Source organism: Aureimonas psammosilenae, from assembly GCF_009176975.1.
GTDB classification, from domain to species: domain Bacteria; phylum Pseudomonadota; class Alphaproteobacteria; order Rhizobiales; family Rhizobiaceae; genus Plantimonas; species Plantimonas psammosilenae.
In genome coordinates, this window is sequence record NZ_WEZG01000007.1 from 59924 (window position 1) to 76944 (window position 17021).

The 17021-nt window shown below is 58.6% G+C and carries 24 protein-coding genes; all 24 read left to right on the plus strand.

Annotation, left to right across the window (positions count from 1 at the left end):
* The first annotated feature begins 36 nt into the window (after window positions 1–36).
* The 24 genes from F9929_RS13845 (at window position 37) to F9929_RS13955 (ending at window position 16745) form a co-directional block, all read left to right on the plus strand.
* Window positions 37–1185, plus strand: coding sequence for a phage portal protein (locus F9929_RS13845; RefSeq protein ID WP_268915657.1), 1149 nt, complete (start codon window positions 37–39; stop codon window positions 1183–1185).
* Window positions 1182–1511: a gene transfer agent family protein gene (locus tag F9929_RS13850; protein WP_152047174.1), complete on the plus strand. Its 330-nt coding sequence runs from the start codon at window positions 1182–1184 to the stop codon at window positions 1509–1511. Before F9929_RS13845 ends, F9929_RS13850 begins: the two co-directional genes overlap by 4 nt.
* Window positions 1512–1636: 125 nt before the next feature.
* Entirely contained in the window at window positions 1637–2179 is a 543-nt protein-coding gene (locus F9929_RS13855) for a hypothetical protein (protein WP_152047175.1), read from the plus strand.
* The gene (locus F9929_RS13860; protein ID WP_152047176.1) at window positions 2179–2691 is read left to right on the plus strand and encodes an HK97 family phage prohead protease; all 513 of its coding nucleotides are present in this window, start codon (window positions 2179–2181) and stop codon (window positions 2689–2691) included. The genes F9929_RS13855 and F9929_RS13860 overlap by 1 nt, the downstream gene beginning before the upstream one ends.
* A gap of 17 nt (window positions 2692–2708) precedes the next feature.
* Window positions 2709–3863, plus strand: a complete 1155-nt coding sequence (locus tag F9929_RS13865; protein ID WP_152047177.1) for a phage major capsid protein — start codon at window positions 2709–2711, stop codon at window positions 3861–3863.
* Window positions 3864–3877: 14 nt separating this feature from the next.
* Window positions 3878–4357 (plus strand): phage tail tube protein, encoded by a 480-nt coding sequence (locus F9929_RS13870; RefSeq protein WP_152047178.1) that lies wholly within the window; start codon window positions 3878–3880, stop codon window positions 4355–4357.
* Window positions 4358–4438: 81 nt separating this feature from the next.
* Entirely contained in the window at window positions 4439–4939 is a 501-nt protein-coding gene (locus F9929_RS13875; protein WP_152047179.1) for a hypothetical protein, read from the plus strand.
* A 187-nt stretch (window positions 4940–5126) separates the two neighbouring features.
* A complete protein-coding gene (locus F9929_RS24805; protein ID WP_328595995.1) occupies window positions 5127–5273 on the plus strand; it encodes an HNH endonuclease signature motif containing protein in 147 nt (48 codons plus the stop codon).
* Window positions 5270–5434: a hypothetical protein gene (locus tag F9929_RS24040; RefSeq protein ID WP_193227761.1), complete on the plus strand. Its 165-nt coding sequence runs from the start codon at window positions 5270–5272 to the stop codon at window positions 5432–5434. The genes F9929_RS24805 and F9929_RS24040 overlap by 4 nt, the downstream gene beginning before the upstream one ends.
* Entirely contained in the window at window positions 5431–5787 is a 357-nt protein-coding gene (locus tag F9929_RS13885; protein ID WP_152047181.1) for a phage tail protein, read from the plus strand. The genes F9929_RS24040 and F9929_RS13885 overlap by 4 nt, the downstream gene beginning before the upstream one ends.
* 2 nt (window positions 5788–5789) lie before the next feature.
* Complete coding sequence (locus F9929_RS13890; RefSeq protein WP_152047182.1) at window positions 5790–6332, plus strand: hypothetical protein; 543 nt, start codon at window positions 5790–5792, stop codon at window positions 6330–6332.
* A 53-nt stretch (window positions 6333–6385) separates the two neighbouring features.
* Window positions 6386–6661, plus strand: a complete 276-nt coding sequence (locus F9929_RS13895) for a head-tail connector protein (protein ID WP_152047183.1) — start codon at window positions 6386–6388, stop codon at window positions 6659–6661.
* A gap of 1 nt (window position 6662) precedes the next feature.
* Window positions 6663–7040, plus strand: coding sequence for an HK97-gp10 family putative phage morphogenesis protein (locus F9929_RS13900; protein WP_268915667.1), 378 nt, complete (start codon window positions 6663–6665; stop codon window positions 7038–7040).
* Window positions 7037–7447, plus strand: coding sequence for a DUF3168 domain-containing protein (locus tag F9929_RS13905; protein WP_152047185.1), 411 nt, complete (start codon window positions 7037–7039; stop codon window positions 7445–7447). Before F9929_RS13900 ends, F9929_RS13905 begins: the two co-directional genes overlap by 4 nt.
* Window positions 7444–7761 (plus strand): phage head closure protein, encoded by a 318-nt coding sequence (locus F9929_RS13910; protein ID WP_152047186.1) that lies wholly within the window; start codon window positions 7444–7446, stop codon window positions 7759–7761. The genes F9929_RS13905 and F9929_RS13910 overlap by 4 nt, the downstream gene beginning before the upstream one ends.
* Complete coding sequence (locus tag F9929_RS13915; RefSeq protein ID WP_152047187.1) at window positions 7758–8159, plus strand: phage terminase small subunit P27 family; 402 nt, start codon at window positions 7758–7760, stop codon at window positions 8157–8159. The genes F9929_RS13910 and F9929_RS13915 overlap by 4 nt, the downstream gene beginning before the upstream one ends.
* A complete protein-coding gene (locus F9929_RS13920) occupies window positions 8131–9780 on the plus strand; it encodes a terminase large subunit (protein ID WP_152047188.1) in 1650 nt (549 codons plus the stop codon). The genes F9929_RS13915 and F9929_RS13920 overlap by 29 nt, the downstream gene beginning before the upstream one ends.
* A 9-nt stretch (window positions 9781–9789) precedes the next feature.
* The gene (locus tag F9929_RS13925; RefSeq protein ID WP_152047189.1) at window positions 9790–12381 is read left to right on the plus strand and encodes a phage tail tape measure protein; all 2592 of its coding nucleotides are present in this window, start codon (window positions 9790–9792) and stop codon (window positions 12379–12381) included.
* Between the two features lie 39 nt (window positions 12382–12420).
* Complete coding sequence (locus F9929_RS13930) at window positions 12421–12669, plus strand: hypothetical protein (protein ID WP_152047190.1); 249 nt, start codon at window positions 12421–12423, stop codon at window positions 12667–12669.
* 796 nt (window positions 12670–13465) lie between these two features.
* Window positions 13466–13810: a hypothetical protein gene (locus tag F9929_RS13935; protein ID WP_152047191.1), complete on the plus strand. Its 345-nt coding sequence runs from the start codon at window positions 13466–13468 to the stop codon at window positions 13808–13810.
* Between the two features lie 201 nt (window positions 13811–14011).
* Complete coding sequence (locus tag F9929_RS13940; RefSeq protein WP_152047192.1) at window positions 14012–14191, plus strand: hypothetical protein; 180 nt, start codon at window positions 14012–14014, stop codon at window positions 14189–14191.
* Complete coding sequence (locus tag F9929_RS13945) at window positions 14188–14661, plus strand: hypothetical protein (RefSeq protein WP_152047193.1); 474 nt, start codon at window positions 14188–14190, stop codon at window positions 14659–14661. The genes F9929_RS13940 and F9929_RS13945 overlap by 4 nt, the downstream gene beginning before the upstream one ends.
* A 111-nt stretch (window positions 14662–14772) precedes the next feature.
* The gene (locus F9929_RS13950; RefSeq protein ID WP_152047194.1) at window positions 14773–15873 is read left to right on the plus strand and encodes a M48 family metalloprotease; all 1101 of its coding nucleotides are present in this window, start codon (window positions 14773–14775) and stop codon (window positions 15871–15873) included.
* Between the two features lie 572 nt (window positions 15874–16445).
* On the plus strand, window positions 16446–16745 hold the full coding sequence (locus F9929_RS13955) for a hypothetical protein (protein WP_152047195.1): 300 nt from the start codon (window positions 16446–16448) through the stop codon (window positions 16743–16745).
* The last annotated feature ends 276 nt before the right edge of the window (window positions 16746–17021 follow it).

Below are 17021 nucleotides of genomic sequence, written 5' to 3' on the forward strand. Positions count from 1 at the left end.
GCGCCTTTTGATAATTGGGGTCTTGGTGACTTTCTCTTGAAGAACACTGGCGCGGGCGTTGCAATCACGCCCGAAAGCGCCATGCGCGTTCCTGCCGTCAACGCTGCCGTCTCGCTAATCTCTACGACGCTCGGCACCCTGCCGCCGAAACTCTATCGTCGCGTCGATAGCCATAAGGAGATTGCGGACGATCACCCGGCGCACGGCCTTATCCATCGTCGTGCGAACTCCTGGACGAGTGCCGGCAAGCTTCGGGCGCAATTGACGCTCGACGCCTTGCTTCACGGCAACGGATACGCCGTCGCCAACCGGACGAGCGAAGGCCGCGTTGCCGAGTTCTTTCACGTTCCCCCCACGGCAATGTCCGTCGAGATCGATGCTTATGGGGAGCCGACCTACAAGCTGTCGCAAACGGGCGGCGTTCGCCGTCTCTCTTATCGCGACGTTCTGCATATCCCGGCACTTACGTCCTTCGACGGCATCGCCGGCCGCGCGCCGATCACGCTTGCCCGCGAAGCCATCGCCCTGGCGCTCGTCATGGAAGAGCATGGTTCCAAGCTCTTCAAGGATGGCGCCCGCCCTTCAACGGTTATCAGCTACCCGGCTGAAGCCTCGAAGGCGGATGGACAGGATAAGACGGGCAACACCGCTCGGCGCAAGCTTATTGAAGCGGCGCGGGCCGGCATGGCTGGCGTCGATAATTCCGGCAAGCTCGCCATCATCTTCGACGGCGCCACGGTAACGCCCTTCGCCTTCTCTTCGGTTGACGCGCAGTTCCTGGAACTTCGCCGCTTCGCGATTGACGAGATCGCCCGCGCCTTCCGCGTTCCGCCGACCATGCTCTTCGAGCTTGGGCGCGGCACCTGGGGCAACACCGAACAAATGGGCGCGCAGTTCGTCAGCTACACCCTTCTGCCGTGGATCGAAGCTTGGACCGACGCTTACAGCCGCGTTCTCTTTGACGAGAACGACGACGATCTCTCGATTGAGTTCGTCGTGGACGATCTTCTCCGGGCGGATACGGCAACCCGGTTCGAAGCCTACAGCAAGGCGATTGCCTCGCGCGTTCTGAATCCGAATGAAGTCCGCGCCCTCGAAAACCGCCCGCCCTACGAAGGCGGGGAACATTTCGTGAACCCCAACACTACGACCGCCGCGACCGTGCCGGCGAAGGAAGCCGCATGATCGTCCATAAGCAATTCCTGGGAGACGCCGAACGAGAGTTCGCACTTCCCCATTTCCTCATCGAAGAGCTTCAGCGTCAGTGCGGCGCCGGCATTGCGCTTATTGCCGGCCGCGTTCTCGGCAACGCCTATTCGCTCTCCGATCTCCACCAAACGATTCGCCTGGCGCTCATCGGCGGCGGCACCGACCCGGAAGAGGCCGTCGCCCTCATGAAGGCCTACGTCCTTCCCCGGCCGATCAACGAAGCCTGGGCGCTTGCCGTCGAGATCATCAACGCCGTCTTCTACGGCGTCGAGCCGGCCGCAACCGAAGAGGTTGCGGCGTGAAAACCTCTCGCGAACGCCAACTGCATTTCGTCCATTGCTTCACCACGGAAGTCTCAAAGACGAGCCTTGCGACCCCCTACGTTTCCCGCGCCTTCGACTCTGACGGGCCGGCAGCGCTGGACGTTGTGTCGGGCCAGCCTGGGCTTGTTGTTCAGATTCAGCGGAGCGCGGTTGATCCCGATCGCGCTGAAGAACCGAACTGGTGGGTTGTAGACGAGTTCCGGTTTACCGAAGCGACCGACCTTCGCTCCGAACGCTACACCGTTTGCTCGCAAGGATGGTGGCGCGTCGTCGCGTTCCTCGATGGAGATTCGACCGACTTCACGAAAACCGCCGGCATTCAGATTTGCGCCGGAAGGGTCACGGATGAAACCGACGACTATCAAAAGCGGCGTCGTCAAACCACCGTGCTGGAAACGACGATCAAGCTCGCTGACGGGCAATATTCGCTTCGCCGTAGTCTGCCATATGAAGAGTTCGATCATTTCGAGTTCGACCCGCCCCCTGGCTCTGGCTTCAAATTCAACGCCCGCGAACTGGCACGCAATCAGTTCGGCGCGGAAGCCCTGAACGCCTCCGGCGGCAAGCCTGTCGCCATTTCCGAATTCCGATCCTACAATTTCACGTCTCGGCCTCCGACGACCTACGTTTTTGGAGCGTCCGCGTAATGGATCGTCTGGAAACCAAAGCCGCCTTCAGCATCGGCGAAGCTGGCGAGATCACCGCGACCGCATGGCCGTTCGGCACGGCCGATAGCTATGGCGACATCATCACGAAGGGCGCCTTTGCTGGGGCGTCCCTGCCGCTGCCAATGCTCTTCGCGCATCGCCCCGACGATCCCGTTGGCGTTTGGGAAGCCGTCGAGGAAACCGACGCAGGACTTATCGCCAAGGGCCGGCTTCTGTTGGGCAAGGTTGCCCGTGCGGATGAAATGGCAGCGCTGATTGGCGCGGGCGCACTATCGGGCGTGTCCATCGGCTTCAACGGCACGAAGGCGACGTTCCGCAAGTCAGCCGGCCGCACGATCGGCCGCACCATTTCCAGCCTGAACCTTATGGAAATCTCGCTCGTGACCTTCCCGGCCCATCCCGGCGCCCGGATCACTGGCGCGAAGAATGCCGCCCGCGCCATTGCGCTTGCGGAAGCTATCAACCGGGCCGCAGCCCGCTTCACGATCTAAGGACAATCGAACAAAACATGAATCTCGATCACTCGACGTTCTCGAACGTCTACGAAACCAAGAGCGCGGACGACGCAGCCGATACCGACGCAATCATCACGAAGGCGCTGGAAGACTTCCAGTCGGCTTTCGAAGCGAAGATGGCCGCTGCCGAGAAGAAGGCCGCTGATCGTCTCGACAAGCTCGAAACCAAGCTGAACCGTCCGGCGGTCCATACCGATACCGACAAGCCGGAAGCGACCATTGAGACGAAGGCGTTCAATCGCTTCCTTCGCCGTGGTGAAGCTGGCATGTCGCCCGACGAACAGAAGGCAATGACCGTCGCGAACGACGCTTCGGGCGGCTATCTCGCGCCGGAAGCTCTCGCTTCCCAGATCATCACGAAGCTTGTCGAGTTCTCCCCGATCCGCGCTTACGCTAGCGTCATCACGATTGGCGCCGAATCCATCAAGCTGCCGGTTCAGACCGGCAACGTTTCCGCCTTCTGGGTGGACGAGACGGCCGAACGCACCGCTACTCAGCCCGCTTTCGGCCAACTCAGCCTGAAGCCTTGGGAGCTTGCGGCTTACACGGATATTTCCGTCCAGCTTCTCGAAGACAACGCCTATAACCTCGAAGGCTTCCTTGTGAACGACTTCGCGGAACAGTTCGGTAAGACCGAAAGTCTGGCGTTCGTGAAGGGAACCGGCCTGGGCCAGCCGACCGGCCTGATGAATTCCCTTGGTATCAACGAGGTGAAGACCGGCGCCGCTACTGGCTTCAAAACCTCGAACCAGATCGACACGCTCACCGACATGGTGACGGCACTTCCGGCCGCTTATTTCAACAGCGCCGTATGGGTCATGAACGCCAAGACCCTTGGCGAAATCCGAAAGTGGAAGGACGGAAACGGCTATCCGTTCGTGTTGAACCCGGTTTCGGGCGGCTTCTCGCAGCTTCTCGGCCGTCCGATCGTAATCGCGCCGGACATGGAAGACATTGGCGCCGGCAAGGCTCCGATCGTCCTGGGCGATCTCTCTGGCTATCAGATCGTGGACCGCGTTGGCTTCTCGACGCTTCGCGATCCCTACACGCTCGCCACGAAGGGGCAGGTTCGTATCAACGCCCGCAAGCGCGTGGGTGGCGACGTAACGCGCCCTGACCGCTTCGTGAAGCTCCGTATCGGATCGTAAGGGAGGGCGCGACCATGGCCAACGAGAACGTTACGACCTCCACCGATATTAAGGTCTTCATCGCGGGCGAATCCACCGCGAAGACCAAAGCCGAGTTCGAAGCCCTGACCTGGGTGGAAGTCGGCAGCATCGCTGATATCAGCCCCTTCGGCGACAAGCGCGAACAAGTTTCGCTGGAACTCTACGGCGCCGGACGCCGCATCAAGCGCCCCGGCGTTCGTGATGCTGGCAACCTTACCCTCAAGGTGGCGCGCGATAGCTTCGACGCCGGCCAAAACCTCGCCCGTGCGGGTTATGAGGGCGGTAAGCCGAACGCCTTGAAGGTTGTTCTTCCCGATCGTCCGACCGGCACGAACGGCAAGCCGACGACGATCTACGCGCTTGGCGTCATTCTCTCGAAGGAGCTTGAACCGGGCGGGCCGAACAACATCCTCATGCAAAATTTCGACGTGGCGTTGACCGACGCGCCGCTCGAAATTCTCGCGACCGTCTAAGGCCGGTTCGTGGCGCGGCTCGCGAATCCTATCCTGATAGGGACGGAAGAACTCCGGCCGTCCCTGCGAGCCGCGTTACGTATGGTGCGCGACTACGATGGCTTCTCGGCAGTCCTGAAGGGCATTGCCGAGGGGAACACCATCGTTCTTTCGCGCCTCTTTGGCGAGTGCGGGCTTAATGACCCCGCACTCGCCAGCCTCTTCCATGTTCCCGGCCGAAACCTCGCGTCCCGCGTTGCCGAGCTTCAGCCGATCGCATTCGATCTCGCCTTTGACCTTCTCCGCTTCGATCCCGACGCCAAGGAAGAGCGCAAACCAGCCGATCCGAACGCCAAACCGCGCGACGTTCTGAAGGAATGCGAAGCGCTCTTTGGCTTCGCAACAGGCATTCTGAAATGGACGCCGGAAGTTGCGTGGAACGCAACCCCTGGCGAGATCGTGGCAGCTTGGAACTACCGCGACGAAGCCTTCACGTCGCCTGAAGACCGGAAGAAGAAGGAAATCGCTTCCCTTCCGCTTGCCGAGCGCACCCGTCTCACCTTCGCCAGCATCGGCACCCGGAAGGAAGGCGATGCCGAGTAAGCCGGCCCGCCTCTGCGGTTGCGGCCGGAAGGTTCCGGGCGGCGAACGCTGCCAATGCCAAGTCGCCAACGATCGCGCACGCAAGGCTCGATACGACGCCAAACGCCCTTCGGCCTCCGCTCGTGGATACGGCTCGAAATGGCGCGAAGCCCGCGTCGTGTTCCTCACGGCCAATCCCATCTGCCGCATGTGCGGCGCCCCTTCAACTGTCGTGGATCACATCATCCCGCACCGCATGGACCTCAAGTTGTTTTGGAGAAGGTCGAACTGGCAGCCGCTATGTCAGCCTTGCCATAGCTCGCAAAAGCAAGCCGAAGAGAAAACATCCTCATGATTACCGTTGAACAAAACTCCATTCTCATCCTTCAAGCGGATGACTCTTTCCATCCGCAGCTAATCCGTGCGGCTGGCGATGCTATTCGCACACGCTTGGAAGGACGTGCGGACGTTTTGATTCTTCCGGCTGGCTTGAAGTTGGTTGCTGTCGCCAAATGACGCTTCCCACCTTCAACCCGCCCCTCGCACCTTCTGTTGGCGGCTCCGATACGCCGGAAGTCAAGTTGCTGACGGTTCAGTTCGGCGGCGGTTACACGCAAACGACCGGCGACGGGATCAACCATATCCGCAAGGTTCGCGAACTCACCTGGGAAGCGCTCTATCCCGAAGAACATGCTGAGATCATCGCGTTTCTCGAAGAGCGCGCCGGCTATAAGACCTTCTATTTCCAGCTTCAGCATGACGCCAAGCCGGTCAAGTGGACCTGCGAGAAGTGGTCCAGCACGACCGTTTCGGGTGACTACTTCCGCCTGAATGCAACCTTCCGTCAGTCCTTCACGATGGAGGCATGACGATGACGGAAGCCGATCGTCTCTACGTCGAAGAGTTCGCAACTGAAAGCGCGGACCTGATGCGCCGCGCTCTCGCCTATGCCGCACAGAAGCGGGCGGAAGAGCGGGCGAAGGCACTTGGCATTCCGCTCAAGGATGGTGCCTTCAACAGCCGCACCCGATCAGATTGCACGCGTAAGCAACGCCAATACGAGATCAACGGCGAAACTAAGAAACTAAAAGAATGGTGCGCTCACTACGGAATTAAACAGGCCACCGTAATCGGACGGATGCAAAAAGGCGCGTCCTTATTCGACGCCCTAACGATGCCACTTAAGAAAGTTGGCGGTAAAGGACGAGGACGCAAACCATCTCTTCACACCATGAATGGTGAATCGAAGACGCTGACCGAATGGGCGAAGTATCTTGGTATCAATAAAGCAACGCTTGATCATCGTATATGGCGCGGGATGACCTTTATACAAGCCGTTGCTATGGGTAGCAAAGGCCGTGGTCAGCATCTCCGTAAGACCGGGGGTGGGTCCGAACTTTCGCCAGTTGACTGAAGACCGGCCCTCCTCCCCCCGCACAAACTCGCCCGCAAATAGGATTTTTTTGAATGGCCGTGACGGTCGAAGGCCTCAAGGCCCATTTGAACATCGAAGATGACTACGACGATACGCTTCTCGCCCTTCTGTTGACCGAGGCGAAATCCTGGATTTCCGGGCATATCGATGCCCCGTTCCCCGAGACGAAGACGCCGGCCGCGCTCGATGGCGCCGCCCGTCAGCTAGCCGCGCATTGGTATCTCAACCGTCGCGGTGACGAAGAAAACGGCGCAATTCCGGGCTCCGTTCGGGCACTTTGCGCACCGTTTATCGTGTGGTCCTTCTGATATGGCGCGTTCGAACGAACAACTTCGGCGCCTTCAAGCTCGCCTGGAAGGGATGCCGGCCGCGATCAAGCTCGCCATTCAGCCTGCTTTGGACAAGAGTGCGGCCGAACTCGTAGCACTCGCGAAGGCTCTGGCGCCCGTAGATCAAGGCGACCTGAAGGATTCTATCCACTTCACCGCTGGCGAACATGAACTCGCGCGGAAGATCGTCGCTGGCGATGCGGAGGCGCACTATGCCCGTTGGGTGGAGTTCGGAACCGTGGACACGCCCCAACAGGCCTTCCTTTTCCCGGCCTATCGGACGCTTCGCGATAAGATCAAGCGCCGCCTTCAGCGCGAGGCTAACAAGGCCATTAAGGCCTACTGGGCCGCGCGATGATCGAACCGACCCTTGCCCTTCAGGACGCTATCGGCGCGCGTCTAGCTGGCACGAAAGCCGTAACCGATCTCGTTCCGGCCGCCTCTATCGTGGACGGGCCGCGCACCCCTGCGGCGTTCCCTTCGATCATCATCGGCGAAGGGCAGACCGCCTATGAGGAAGTCACCTACGAGCGGAAGCACGTTCGCGTCTTCATGGACCTGCATATCTGGACTGACGAGGAATCCCTTGCCGGCGCCAAAATCATCACCGGCGCCGTGCTTGGCGCCTTGGATCAACCTCTCACCCCGGAAGGCATAGCCCTTGTGGACCTCTATATTGCGGGCACTCGCTTCCTTCGCGATCCTTCTCGCAACTACGGCCGCGCCATCGTCAGCGTCGAGGCTATCGTCGGACGGCTCGCATGATCGATCCGGCCAAGCTCAATCGCTCCATCATCATTGAGCGCGAGACGACGACGCTCGACAGGCATCGCCGGCCGCTGAAGGCCTGGACGAAGCTCGCCAGCCGTAGGGCGGAACTCGTCACGCTTTCGACGGAAGAGTTTATCGCCGCGTATGGCGAGAACGCCAAGCGGACGCTCGTCTTCCGCATCCGCTTCCTTCGCGATCTCACGACGAAGGACCGGCTCACCTACGAAGGCGCTGCCTTCAACATCGTGGACATTCAGGAACTCGGCTTCCGCGAAGGCTTGGAAATCCGTGCCGAGGCTGTCGAATGAGGGGCCGGAAGCCGAACGAGATCGCGCCTGGCTCTTCCGTCTTGATGGAAGCACCGAAGCCGCCCGCGCACCTGGCACCCGACGCCAAGCGGGAATGGAAGCGCATTGCGCCCATTCTCGTTGAGCGCGGCGTTCTGACAGGCGCCGATCTCGGCATCCTCGAAAGCTATTGCACGGCCTTCGCTCGGATGCGCGAAGCCGAGCGCACGATCGCGCGCGAAGGCGTCACCTTCCTGAACGCGAGGGGCGAACACAAACGCCATCCGGCATCCGGCATCCAAAACGAAAGCATCAAGACGATGCGGCTTTGCGCGAACGAGCTTGGGCTAACGCCCGTCAGCCGCTCGCGATCGAACTTCAAGACCGACGATGGCGACGATTCCAGCCTGGATTTTTGACGGCTCCCCGATCCCCGATCCGTTCGGCCATGGCGAGCGCGCCATTCAGTTTCTCCGGGCGATGAAGCACCCGAAGAACAGCGCGCCCGGCCATCCGTTCGAACTGTCGCTTTTCCAAGAGCGGGTTATCCGCCGTTTGGAAGGCGACCGACATACCGTAGACGATCCCGATCTCGGCATCCGAGCTGGCGATCGGAAGTTTCGTCGCGCGTTCCTGGGCCTGCCGAGGGGCAACCGGAAGACCGCCCTTTGCGGCGCACTGGCGTTGCTCGCGCTTCGCGGGCCGAACCGCACTCCCGGCAGCGTCGTGGTTTCTGCCGCTGGCGCCGTCGAGCAAGCGCGCGAACTCTTCAACGAAGTGAAGCTCATTGTCGAACACGACCCGCGCCTCGGCCGGCATATGCGCGTCAAGACGACGAACGCTTCGATCACCTATCCCAAGGCCAGCACGACCTATCGCGCCGTTTCCGCGAACGGTCGCGTTCAGCACGGCAAGACGCCAAGCCTCATCATCGCGGACGAACTGCATATCTGGAAGGGAACGGCCGGCCGTGAGCTTTGGGACTCACTCCGCTCGGCAACCTCGAAGATCAAGAACACGGTTTTCGTCGTCGCCACGACTGCCGGCGCCGGCCAAGAGAACCTTGCCTATGAGCAATGGGACTACGCCCTGAAGGTTCAGCGCGGGGAGATCATCGACCCGTCATTTCTGCCGATCATCTTCGCGGCCGATAAGGACGACGACTGGCGCGATCCCGAACTTTGGAAGCTCGTCAATCCGGGGATGCGGGACGGTTATCCCGACATTGGCGGTTTCCATGCCGACCTTGCCCTTGCCGAACGCTCTGCGTCCGACCGCACCCGTTTCCAGCAATACAACCTCAATATGTGGCAGGAAGAATCCACTTCGCCGTTCGTGGATATGAAGGTCTACGACGAGGGCGCCGCCGCGTTCGATGCCGAGTTGCTGGAACGGCTGAAGGGCGAACCCTGCTACGTTGGCGTTGATCTTTCCATCTCCGACGACCTGACGGCGATCGTTGCCGCGTGGCGCGATCCCGATGACGAAGAAGGTTTCATCGTCCGACCGTGGTTCTTTCTGCCGGAAGAGACGATCGAAAAGCACGATAAGTCTGACGGCGTTCCCTATGGCGCATGGGTGAAGGATGGGCTTGTCGAAGCCATCCCCGGTCCCGTTGTGGACCAGAAGCGGATTGCGGAAGTCCTTCGCGAGCTTTGCGAGACCTACGCCGTTCAGGAAATCGCATACGATCCCGCGCGCGCCAGCTTGCTCATGACGGCGCTTGGCGAGGAAGGCCTTCCCGTCCTTCGCTTCGATCAAAGCTGGCGCTTGATGGCGCCCGCTGCCGACGCCCTCAAGCGTGCAATCGTCGGGCGACACTTCCGCCATGGCGGCAACGCCGTGCTTCGCTGGAACTTCGAAAACGTCGTCGTCGTCCGCGACCGGAATGACAACATCGCCATGCACAAGGGCAAGTCGAAGAAGCGCATTGACGGCGCTGTCGCTGCCGCCATGGCCGTTGCCCGCGCTGCCGCGAACGAAGTTACTTCCAATCCCCTCAATAGTCCCGACTGCGATCCCGCGTCGTGGTTCGCATAAGGAACCCCCATGGCCCGCTCGAAAGAGAACGACCTTTCCGTTGGTTTAGAACTCCGTATCGACAAGCTCGAAAAGAGCCTCGCCCGCGCAAACCAACTTGCCGAGCGCGGCCTGGGCCAGATGGAAAAGCGCAGTCGCGAAGCCGCCGCCCGCATGGAAAAGGACATGGCTAAAGCCGCTGACGGCATCGGCGCCAAGTTCGCCAATCTCGGCAAAGGGGCCTTCGCTGGCCTTGCCGGCAGTCTTGCGGCGTTCAGCGTTGGCGGAACCGTTCAGGCCTTCCGGCAGGTGGCATCCTCTGTCGCCATGATCGGGAACGAAGCCAAGCGCGCCGGCCTGTCGACAAAGGCGTTTCAGGAACTCTCCTACGTCGCCACGCAAACGCGCGTTCCAGTAGACGCCCTTATCGACGGCATGAAGGAGCTTGGCCTTCGCGCGGACGAATACATCATCACCGGATCGGGCTCCGCTGCCGAGTCCTTCAAGCGCCTAGGCTACACTGCTGACGACTTGAAGAAGAAGCTTGCCGATCCCACGGCGCTCTTCACCGAGATCATCGACAAGGTTCAGGGCCTCAATGAAGCGGCCCGAAACCGCGTCTTTGACGAACTTTTCGGCGGCACAGGTGGCGAACGCTTTGTCGAGATCATCGACAAGGGCGGCGAAGGTATCCGCCGGATGATCAAGGAAGCGAACGACCTGGGAATCATCATGGACGATAAGATGATTGCCAAGGCTGACGAGGTGGACCGGAAGTTTAACCTCATCGCCACGGTTGTCGGATCGAAGCTCAAAGGCGCGATTGTCGAGGCGACCGAAGCTCTCAGCGAGTTCCTGGACCAGTTCCGTTCGGTTCAGGATCAGGGCGCGAACACACTGCGGCGCAACATCGCCGTGAACTTTCAGGATCAGGCCGCGAAGCGCTACGAGATTGACGACCTTCGCGAGCAACAGCGCAACTTCCCGCCGAACATGCAGCAAGCGAATGAATCGGAAATCCGCGTTCGCGAAGCCGAACTGGCGAAGCTCGAAGGGGAGTATCGGGACCTTCAGGCGGCGTTGGACAAATATACCGGCATGACCTCTTCCGCCGCGAACAGCGTCAGCCGGCTTGGGGGCGCTGCCGATGCCGCTGCCGTCGAGCTTCACCCGCGCCAGCCCGAGAAGGGCAACCTTGAGCCCCTCAATCGCTACAACGACGCCGTTGCGAGGGAAGTCGCCAAGAAGGGAATGCTTGATCTCATCGGCCACACCGAAGGGACCGATAAGGGGCGCGGCTATAACGAAACGCTCGGCTATGGGAAGTTCACGGGCGGCGACGTGAACCTCACGGCCATGACGCTGAAAGAGGTTCAGGCGCTTCAGCGTCAGATGCTTGCGCACCCGGATAACAAGTTCAATTCGTCGGCAGTCGGGCGCTACCAGATCGTCGGCAAGACGATGAAGGGCCTTATGGGAGAGATGGGCCTATCGGGCGACGAACTCTTCAGCCCCGCCCTTCAGGACCGTATGGCGCAGCAACTTCTTCGGCGCCGTGGAAGCGATCTCGCTGGCCTTCGCTCCGAATGGACCAGCCTTCAGAACGTGCCGGACGGCGCCATTCAAACCGGACTTGGCGTCTCGCAACAGACTATGCCCGGACGTGACGAAGGCGTTCAAACGGCGATCGACAAGCGCAAGGAACTCTCGGCAGCGTATCAAGAGATCGTCGGAAGCTCCGTCGAGTTCATCGCGCAACAAAACCTTGAAGGCTCCACGCTCGGCATGACGGCACAACAGGCCGCGAAGCTGCGATACGAGCAAGGGCTTCTGAACGAGGCTTACCGGGCTGGCATCACGTTGACGCCGGAACAGCGCGCCGAACTTTCGCAGCTGGCGGCCGGCATGGCGGAAGTTGAGGTTGCAACGGCCAAAGCTGCCGAGACGCAAGAGCATATGCGCGAGGTTCAAAGCTTCCTGGCGGAAGGCGCGTCCGGGTTCTTCTCTTCGATCATCACCGGCAGCGCTTCGGCGCAACAGGCCTTGCAACGCCTTCTGTCTTCGCTTGCGGACGCGGCGCTTCAGGCGGCGTTCCTGGGACAGGGGCCGCTCGGCAAGCTCTTCGGAGGCGGGGCCGGCATCTTCGGCACCCTCGTTGGCGGGCTCTTCGGCGGCGCTTCGATCTCAGCTGGCACAACGGCGGCAATCTCAGCCGGGGCCGTTGGCGCTTTCGCCAGCGGCGGGCATGTGCGCGGACCTGGGACCGGAACGAGTGATAGCGTCCTGGCGCGTCTCTCAAATGGCGAATTCGTCGTCAACGCTCAATCGACCGCAAAGCACCGGGCGCTTTTGGAAGCGGTCAACAGCGGCAACATTCCCGCTTTCGCGACCGGCGGGCTTGTCGGCAGGGCGGCAAGCGGCGGCAGTTCCAGCATGGCAAGCCAAACCGTCAACATCGCACCCGTCATCACCGTGAACGCGGCGCAGGGTGGCGACTCGAAAGCGAACGACGAAGCGGCACGGAAGACCGCTGCAGCGATCGACGCTCAAATGCGGGCGACGATTCAACAGGAGTTGCAACGCGCCATGCGACCGGGGGGCGTATTTAGGAATGGCCGATAGCTGATAAATCGCTGACCTTCGCCAATACTGATAAAGGAAATGGCCGGCCATTTCCGGCATGACATCGCTTTGAACGAGGATTCAGGTATGCCCGACTATAAATCTCAAATCGGGGATGCAGTGCGAGAGATCATCGATGCTGCCCCGGATATTCTGACGCAAGTCGAAGACTGTGATTTTGATGAATACGACCATATGGAAGTTGTGACGAAACCACTGTTCGATCAGGTTGACGAGATCAGGCGATTGATCTCGAACTTGCGGCACTCCGTTATTACCGGGAAATAAGCATCATACCGGCTGGAAGAGTGAAACAAATTGTGATTGTTTCTCCTCTGTTGCGTTTCGCTCTTTCTTCGAAACATTTCCCGTAATCCACGCTATACTATCATCAGCGCGTTAGATGGGCGCATACGAAGCAAGACCAGGGGCCGGTGCTGACCGGCCCCTGCCTATATCGGCCCCATGAAATCGCAGTGTCGGGAACATGACCGACCGCTTGAGACACGCCGAAGTCGCCCGGACATCGATACGCCCGCTCCCCGATAGAGAATATCGGACGCCCGTCATCGGTAAGCGCCGCAACGCTCGCCAGCGTTGGAAAGACTGCCATAAAAGACGGCGCCCTGTCCTTTCATCATTTCGAACGACAACGCCGGCTATGGTCCGGTGGAGACAGTTGCCGGCCGTAGTGCTTCGCTTTCGGGCGATAACCGCGATGATCGAAAGATCGGGTTTCGGAGGACATGACCGGGCAAGGATCGCCGCCCGGTCGGCATCAGCAACCAATCCTCTTACGCTCCTGCCGACGCAGGATATTACCTCTTACCAGATACGGGCAAACGGTAAGCCATGTGCTTTCTCGTCTGTAGTATCTGGTAGGGGTAAGCCTATCTCTGCAGGATGTTATGAAAGAAAGAAATTAAAAACAGAAAACATGCGGGCGAGCGAAGCGAGCCTTTGTCCGAGCGATAGCGAGGACGTTAGGAGTATATGTTCAATCAATATTGATTTACACGCGAAAATAGTCCGTTTGATTTAAATAATAGTCTTGCGCGCGGAATCGCACTGACTCATAAAGCGCGTGTTCACCGTGCTTCAGGGGTTGGAAGTGCTCGAAATTCCGAATCTTTACAATGACGGTTCCGGCTGGAACGTCGCGCTCTATGGCGAAAGCTGGCACAAGCTTTCGCGCGATCTCTTGGAAGCGTTCTCGCGTCCGATCGTCCTGGCGACCGACCGCGAAGCCTTCATCGCGGAAGCGCTCGCAGAGAACGGGATCGTCTCTGATACCGTCGCGGCCGATCTCCACGCCGAACGCCAGCAAACCCTTCCGGCCGCTCTGAAGCCCGCCGCAGTGGCAGCTTCGATCGCGCCGGTTCCCGCGGACGTGTTGGATGGCTTTGCGGCGGCCGCCGCAGTCGCCTAATCTGCTAAAACGTCGGATCGCCTAATCGGCTAAAATCCGCGCGACAACTCTCTTGATATCCATCCGAAAGGATGGCTCCGTCCTTCTCGTAGCAAGCACGAACTACCGAGAAACCAGCCGAGACGCGCCAACGTCCCGGTCGGATGAATGCGCCATGTCTTCAGCATGGCGAAGTGCATTAGAGCGAATGAGGAATAGCACATGCAGATCGATGACGAGAAGTCACACGCTGAACGGCTGAACATGATCGCGGCTGGCGTCGCCAAGGAACGTGCAAAAGGCGATCCGAAGGAGGGACGAGGAAAAGCGTTCGGTGCCGGCAAACTGGATGGAGTTGAATTCGTTGGCAACGGCAATGAAGGCAAGGAGGAACGGCATTGAGCGCTCTGGCCTTCAATCCCTCACGCGGCGGTCGCGCCCCACCCGATATTCGACGGCGGTTCGCGGAACTCGTTGACCGTTATGTCATCGATCAGAGGATGACGCCTAATGAGGATCGGGAACTCAATTCCCTTGCTGGCAAGCTTTGGAATTGCACCGATCGCATTCCAGGTTTGCTTCGCTCCGATATCGAAGAGTTGAGCCAAACATTCGACAAGCCGGCGCGCAACTATGCGCAAGCAGCAAGAATCGTCCGGGCGCATATTAGAAAGGCAACTGCCGAACCGAAGTCGCTGGAAGCCATCCTCGCTGAAGTGCCGCGCTACAAACCCAACGTGATCGATGGCGAGTTCGTTATGGTTGAAGTGCCGTGCGATCCATACGACGAGGTTATCGCGTTGCTCGACCGCTTGATGGCACCGAAGCCGCGTGTTCGTGTGAAGGCGATATCGCGTCTTCTTACGGTCTGATCCCCGTAGACTTTGTAGACCCATTCAGGCGCCGCCGGGCGCCTGTTTCGGCCATTGATGTTGAAGGTGGTTGTGCGATGTTAGCTTCGAAATCAGTTTGAAGGTCGCTCAATGTCGAACCAATCCAACACCATTACCATCAAAGCAGAAGGACCGAATGCCGTTCGGAACTCCCGCGTCTTACACATTTTCAATCAAATGAACTGGTCTGTAAAAAATACGTATGAGGAAGATTACGAGATTACGCTCCTCATCAATGAGGAGGAATCTAGCGTTCAAGCATCAGTAACACTTGCGGAAAACCCAGTTGTTGAAATCTCGCAAGGGTTGATAGACTCCCTTGCTGCTTATTTTCAGGTAGACATGAATACCAAGCAAGAAATATTAGGTGAGACCATTGCTGATGGCGCGCCTATCAAGGGATCTTTCAATTCAGCGTCTGCAAACTTCCTAGAAGCCTTTCTTGGTCTAAATCTTGGCGAAATACTTAGTAGGGAGCAAACAGAAATAATCAAGAAGAGATGTTCGTTAGGAAATTTGTTATTCGACAACGCAATCTTCTTTGTCCTAGCGCATGAAGTTGCGCACGTAATACAGGGCCATACGGCATACCTTCGAAACCAACACAACTTCGCCCTTCTCAAAATGACGGACGTCTTTCATTCTGAGAACGATATAACTCGCATCATACAGGCTTTAGAGCTTGATGCAGATATAGTCGCCTTCAAGAACATGCTAAACCGGAAAGTAGCTGTAGATTTTCCGATTGTCTTGAACAATTGGAATGGGTATTTCAAAGCAGACGTTACAGACCTTGCTTTTGAGTCATATGCTGTGTATACTGCTTTCCGAATGCTTTATCAGTATTCTCCAGATGACTTAGTCGACTCGAATTTGCTCGATCATCCCCCGCTGCTTTTCAGAATGTTCACCAGCGCGGGCGCCGCAATGTTCTTCCAGTTGCCTGTCAAATACGGCGCATTCTCTTGTAACCTCGAACATCAGATGGAACTTTGCCGAAGAATTCTGCAATCTGCAGAGGATTCATTTTGTGGAATCACTTTCCTTGATCGTGACCTGAGTCTTCTTCCTAAGTTCAACGATGAATTCTTAGTAACAAGCCAACGATTCGTTCAAGAAACGCTACGGAATTTGGAGCATCTTGACAGCGAATTGAAGCAATACCGTTGGAAACCAAAACTCAATGAGTGACCATGCTGTCCTTCATAGAGGGGATTCGTATGTGACCTCAGACGGCGAAATACGTTTCGTTCTCACTGTCGCTGGGGATAAGGTCGCTTTTCGTGTGCGGGGGAAAATGTCTCTTGCACCGTTCTGGCAAGATGAGTGCGACTTCCTACGCGATTGCGTGCGTTTGCGAACGCATAAGAGTTAATAAATTGTTACCTCAATCAGATAGAAATGTTGGGGCTGTAGCTAATCGGTAATCGCTCTGTCGAATATCGGCGTTGAACTGACTGCAACCTACCAAAAAGCATACCCTACCACCTACCAAAAAGGCATTTTCCAAAAGCTATTTATACAACAAAAGCAATCACCTATCGGAAAGACATCAGAGTTCAATCCTCTCTCGCAGCACCATTTATTTCCCGCCAACATGGCATATCCGCATCGCCTCGGTCGCGATTGGCGGCGGTGGTTTGCGGATTGTCCGCATCCGGAATATCGCACATCCATTCGGTCGGTGAGGGTCCTCGGGCGATGCCTTTGGATGTCTGCTGCCCGGCCGTGACGGGCGGGTATCGCCCGCGGAAAGGCATGGAATGAGCGAGATCAACAATGTCCTGAAAGCCCTGGCCGGCGCGGCTCAGGATCTTCACGCCAAGACGCAGGCCTTGGATATCCTGGTTCGTGCTCTTTATGTCGAGCGCGCCGTCGCCAAGGGCCTGTTCCCGGCCGAAGCGGAGGACGAGGTCCTCTCGCTCGTGGACAGCGTGTCGGCGTCCGAGGGCGACGATCCCGACGTGGCCGAGCAGTTTCTTTCCGGGGTGCAGCGGGCATTGGCGGATTTCGGGCAGGCGCTGCGCGAGCAACTCGACGAAACGCAGCACCCTCCGGAATAGGAGCGCCGAACAATACCTCCGGGCGGAGAATGGACAAGGGATTATTGTCCGATACCGAGGAGCGAAGCGCAGTCGATGCGAGGGCGCATCGGCGAGCATTCGCGATGGTCCGGAGGACGGGCGAAACAGGCGGCTCGCCCGGAGCGGCAAAAGAACCGGCCAGCCGACCCCGCGAGGTTTTATCAGGCGCTTCAAAGCCGGCCGCGACCCGCGTTAAGCAAGCCTTAACCTTATGGGCCGAGCCTTATGGGTGGCGCCAACGAATGCAAAGGAGAT

What these genes read in the sequence shown, in the direction of transcription:
- F9929_RS13850 (WP_152047174.1), top strand. Translation starts at nt 1,182, where the DNA reads ATGATCGTCCATAAGCAATTCCTGGGAGACGCCGAACGAGAGTTCGCA.
- F9929_RS13860 (WP_152047176.1), top strand. Translation starts at nt 2,179, where the DNA reads ATGGATCGTCTGGAAACCAAAGCCGCCTTCAGCATCGGCGAAGCTGGC.
- F9929_RS13865 (WP_152047177.1), top strand. Translation starts at nt 2,709, where the DNA reads ATGAATCTCGATCACTCGACGTTCTCGAACGTCTACGAAACCAAGAGC.
- F9929_RS13870 (WP_152047178.1), top strand. Translation starts at nt 3,878, where the DNA reads ATGGCCAACGAGAACGTTACGACCTCCACCGATATTAAGGTCTTCATC.
- F9929_RS13875 (WP_152047179.1), top strand. Translation starts at nt 4,439, where the DNA reads ATGGTGCGCGACTACGATGGCTTCTCGGCAGTCCTGAAGGGCATTGCC.
- F9929_RS24805 (WP_328595995.1), top strand. Translation starts at nt 5,127, where the DNA reads ATGTGCGGCGCCCCTTCAACTGTCGTGGATCACATCATCCCGCACCGC.
- F9929_RS24040 (WP_193227761.1), top strand. Translation starts at nt 5,270, where the DNA reads ATGATTACCGTTGAACAAAACTCCATTCTCATCCTTCAAGCGGATGAC.
- F9929_RS13885 (WP_152047181.1), top strand. Translation starts at nt 5,431, where the DNA reads ATGACGCTTCCCACCTTCAACCCGCCCCTCGCACCTTCTGTTGGCGGC.
- F9929_RS13890 (WP_152047182.1), top strand. Translation starts at nt 5,790, where the DNA reads ATGACGGAAGCCGATCGTCTCTACGTCGAAGAGTTCGCAACTGAAAGC.
- F9929_RS13895 (WP_152047183.1), top strand. Translation starts at nt 6,386, where the DNA reads ATGGCCGTGACGGTCGAAGGCCTCAAGGCCCATTTGAACATCGAAGAT.
- F9929_RS13900 (WP_268915667.1), top strand. Translation starts at nt 6,663, where the DNA reads ATGGCGCGTTCGAACGAACAACTTCGGCGCCTTCAAGCTCGCCTGGAA.
- F9929_RS13905 (WP_152047185.1), top strand. Translation starts at nt 7,037, where the DNA reads ATGATCGAACCGACCCTTGCCCTTCAGGACGCTATCGGCGCGCGTCTA.
- F9929_RS13910 (WP_152047186.1), top strand. Translation starts at nt 7,444, where the DNA reads ATGATCGATCCGGCCAAGCTCAATCGCTCCATCATCATTGAGCGCGAG.
- F9929_RS13915 (WP_152047187.1), top strand. Translation starts at nt 7,758, where the DNA reads ATGAGGGGCCGGAAGCCGAACGAGATCGCGCCTGGCTCTTCCGTCTTG.
- F9929_RS13920 (WP_152047188.1), top strand. Translation starts at nt 8,131, where the DNA reads ATGGCGACGATTCCAGCCTGGATTTTTGACGGCTCCCCGATCCCCGAT.
- F9929_RS13925 (WP_152047189.1), top strand. Translation starts at nt 9,790, where the DNA reads ATGGCCCGCTCGAAAGAGAACGACCTTTCCGTTGGTTTAGAACTCCGT.
- F9929_RS13930 (WP_152047190.1), top strand. Translation starts at nt 12,421, where the DNA reads ATGGCCGGCCATTTCCGGCATGACATCGCTTTGAACGAGGATTCAGGT.
- F9929_RS13940 (WP_152047192.1), top strand. Translation starts at nt 14,012, where the DNA reads ATGCAGATCGATGACGAGAAGTCACACGCTGAACGGCTGAACATGATC.
- F9929_RS13950 (WP_152047194.1), top strand. Translation starts at nt 14,773, where the DNA reads ATGTCGAACCAATCCAACACCATTACCATCAAAGCAGAAGGACCGAAT.
- F9929_RS13955 (WP_152047195.1), top strand. Translation starts at nt 16,446, where the DNA reads ATGAGCGAGATCAACAATGTCCTGAAAGCCCTGGCCGGCGCGGCTCAG.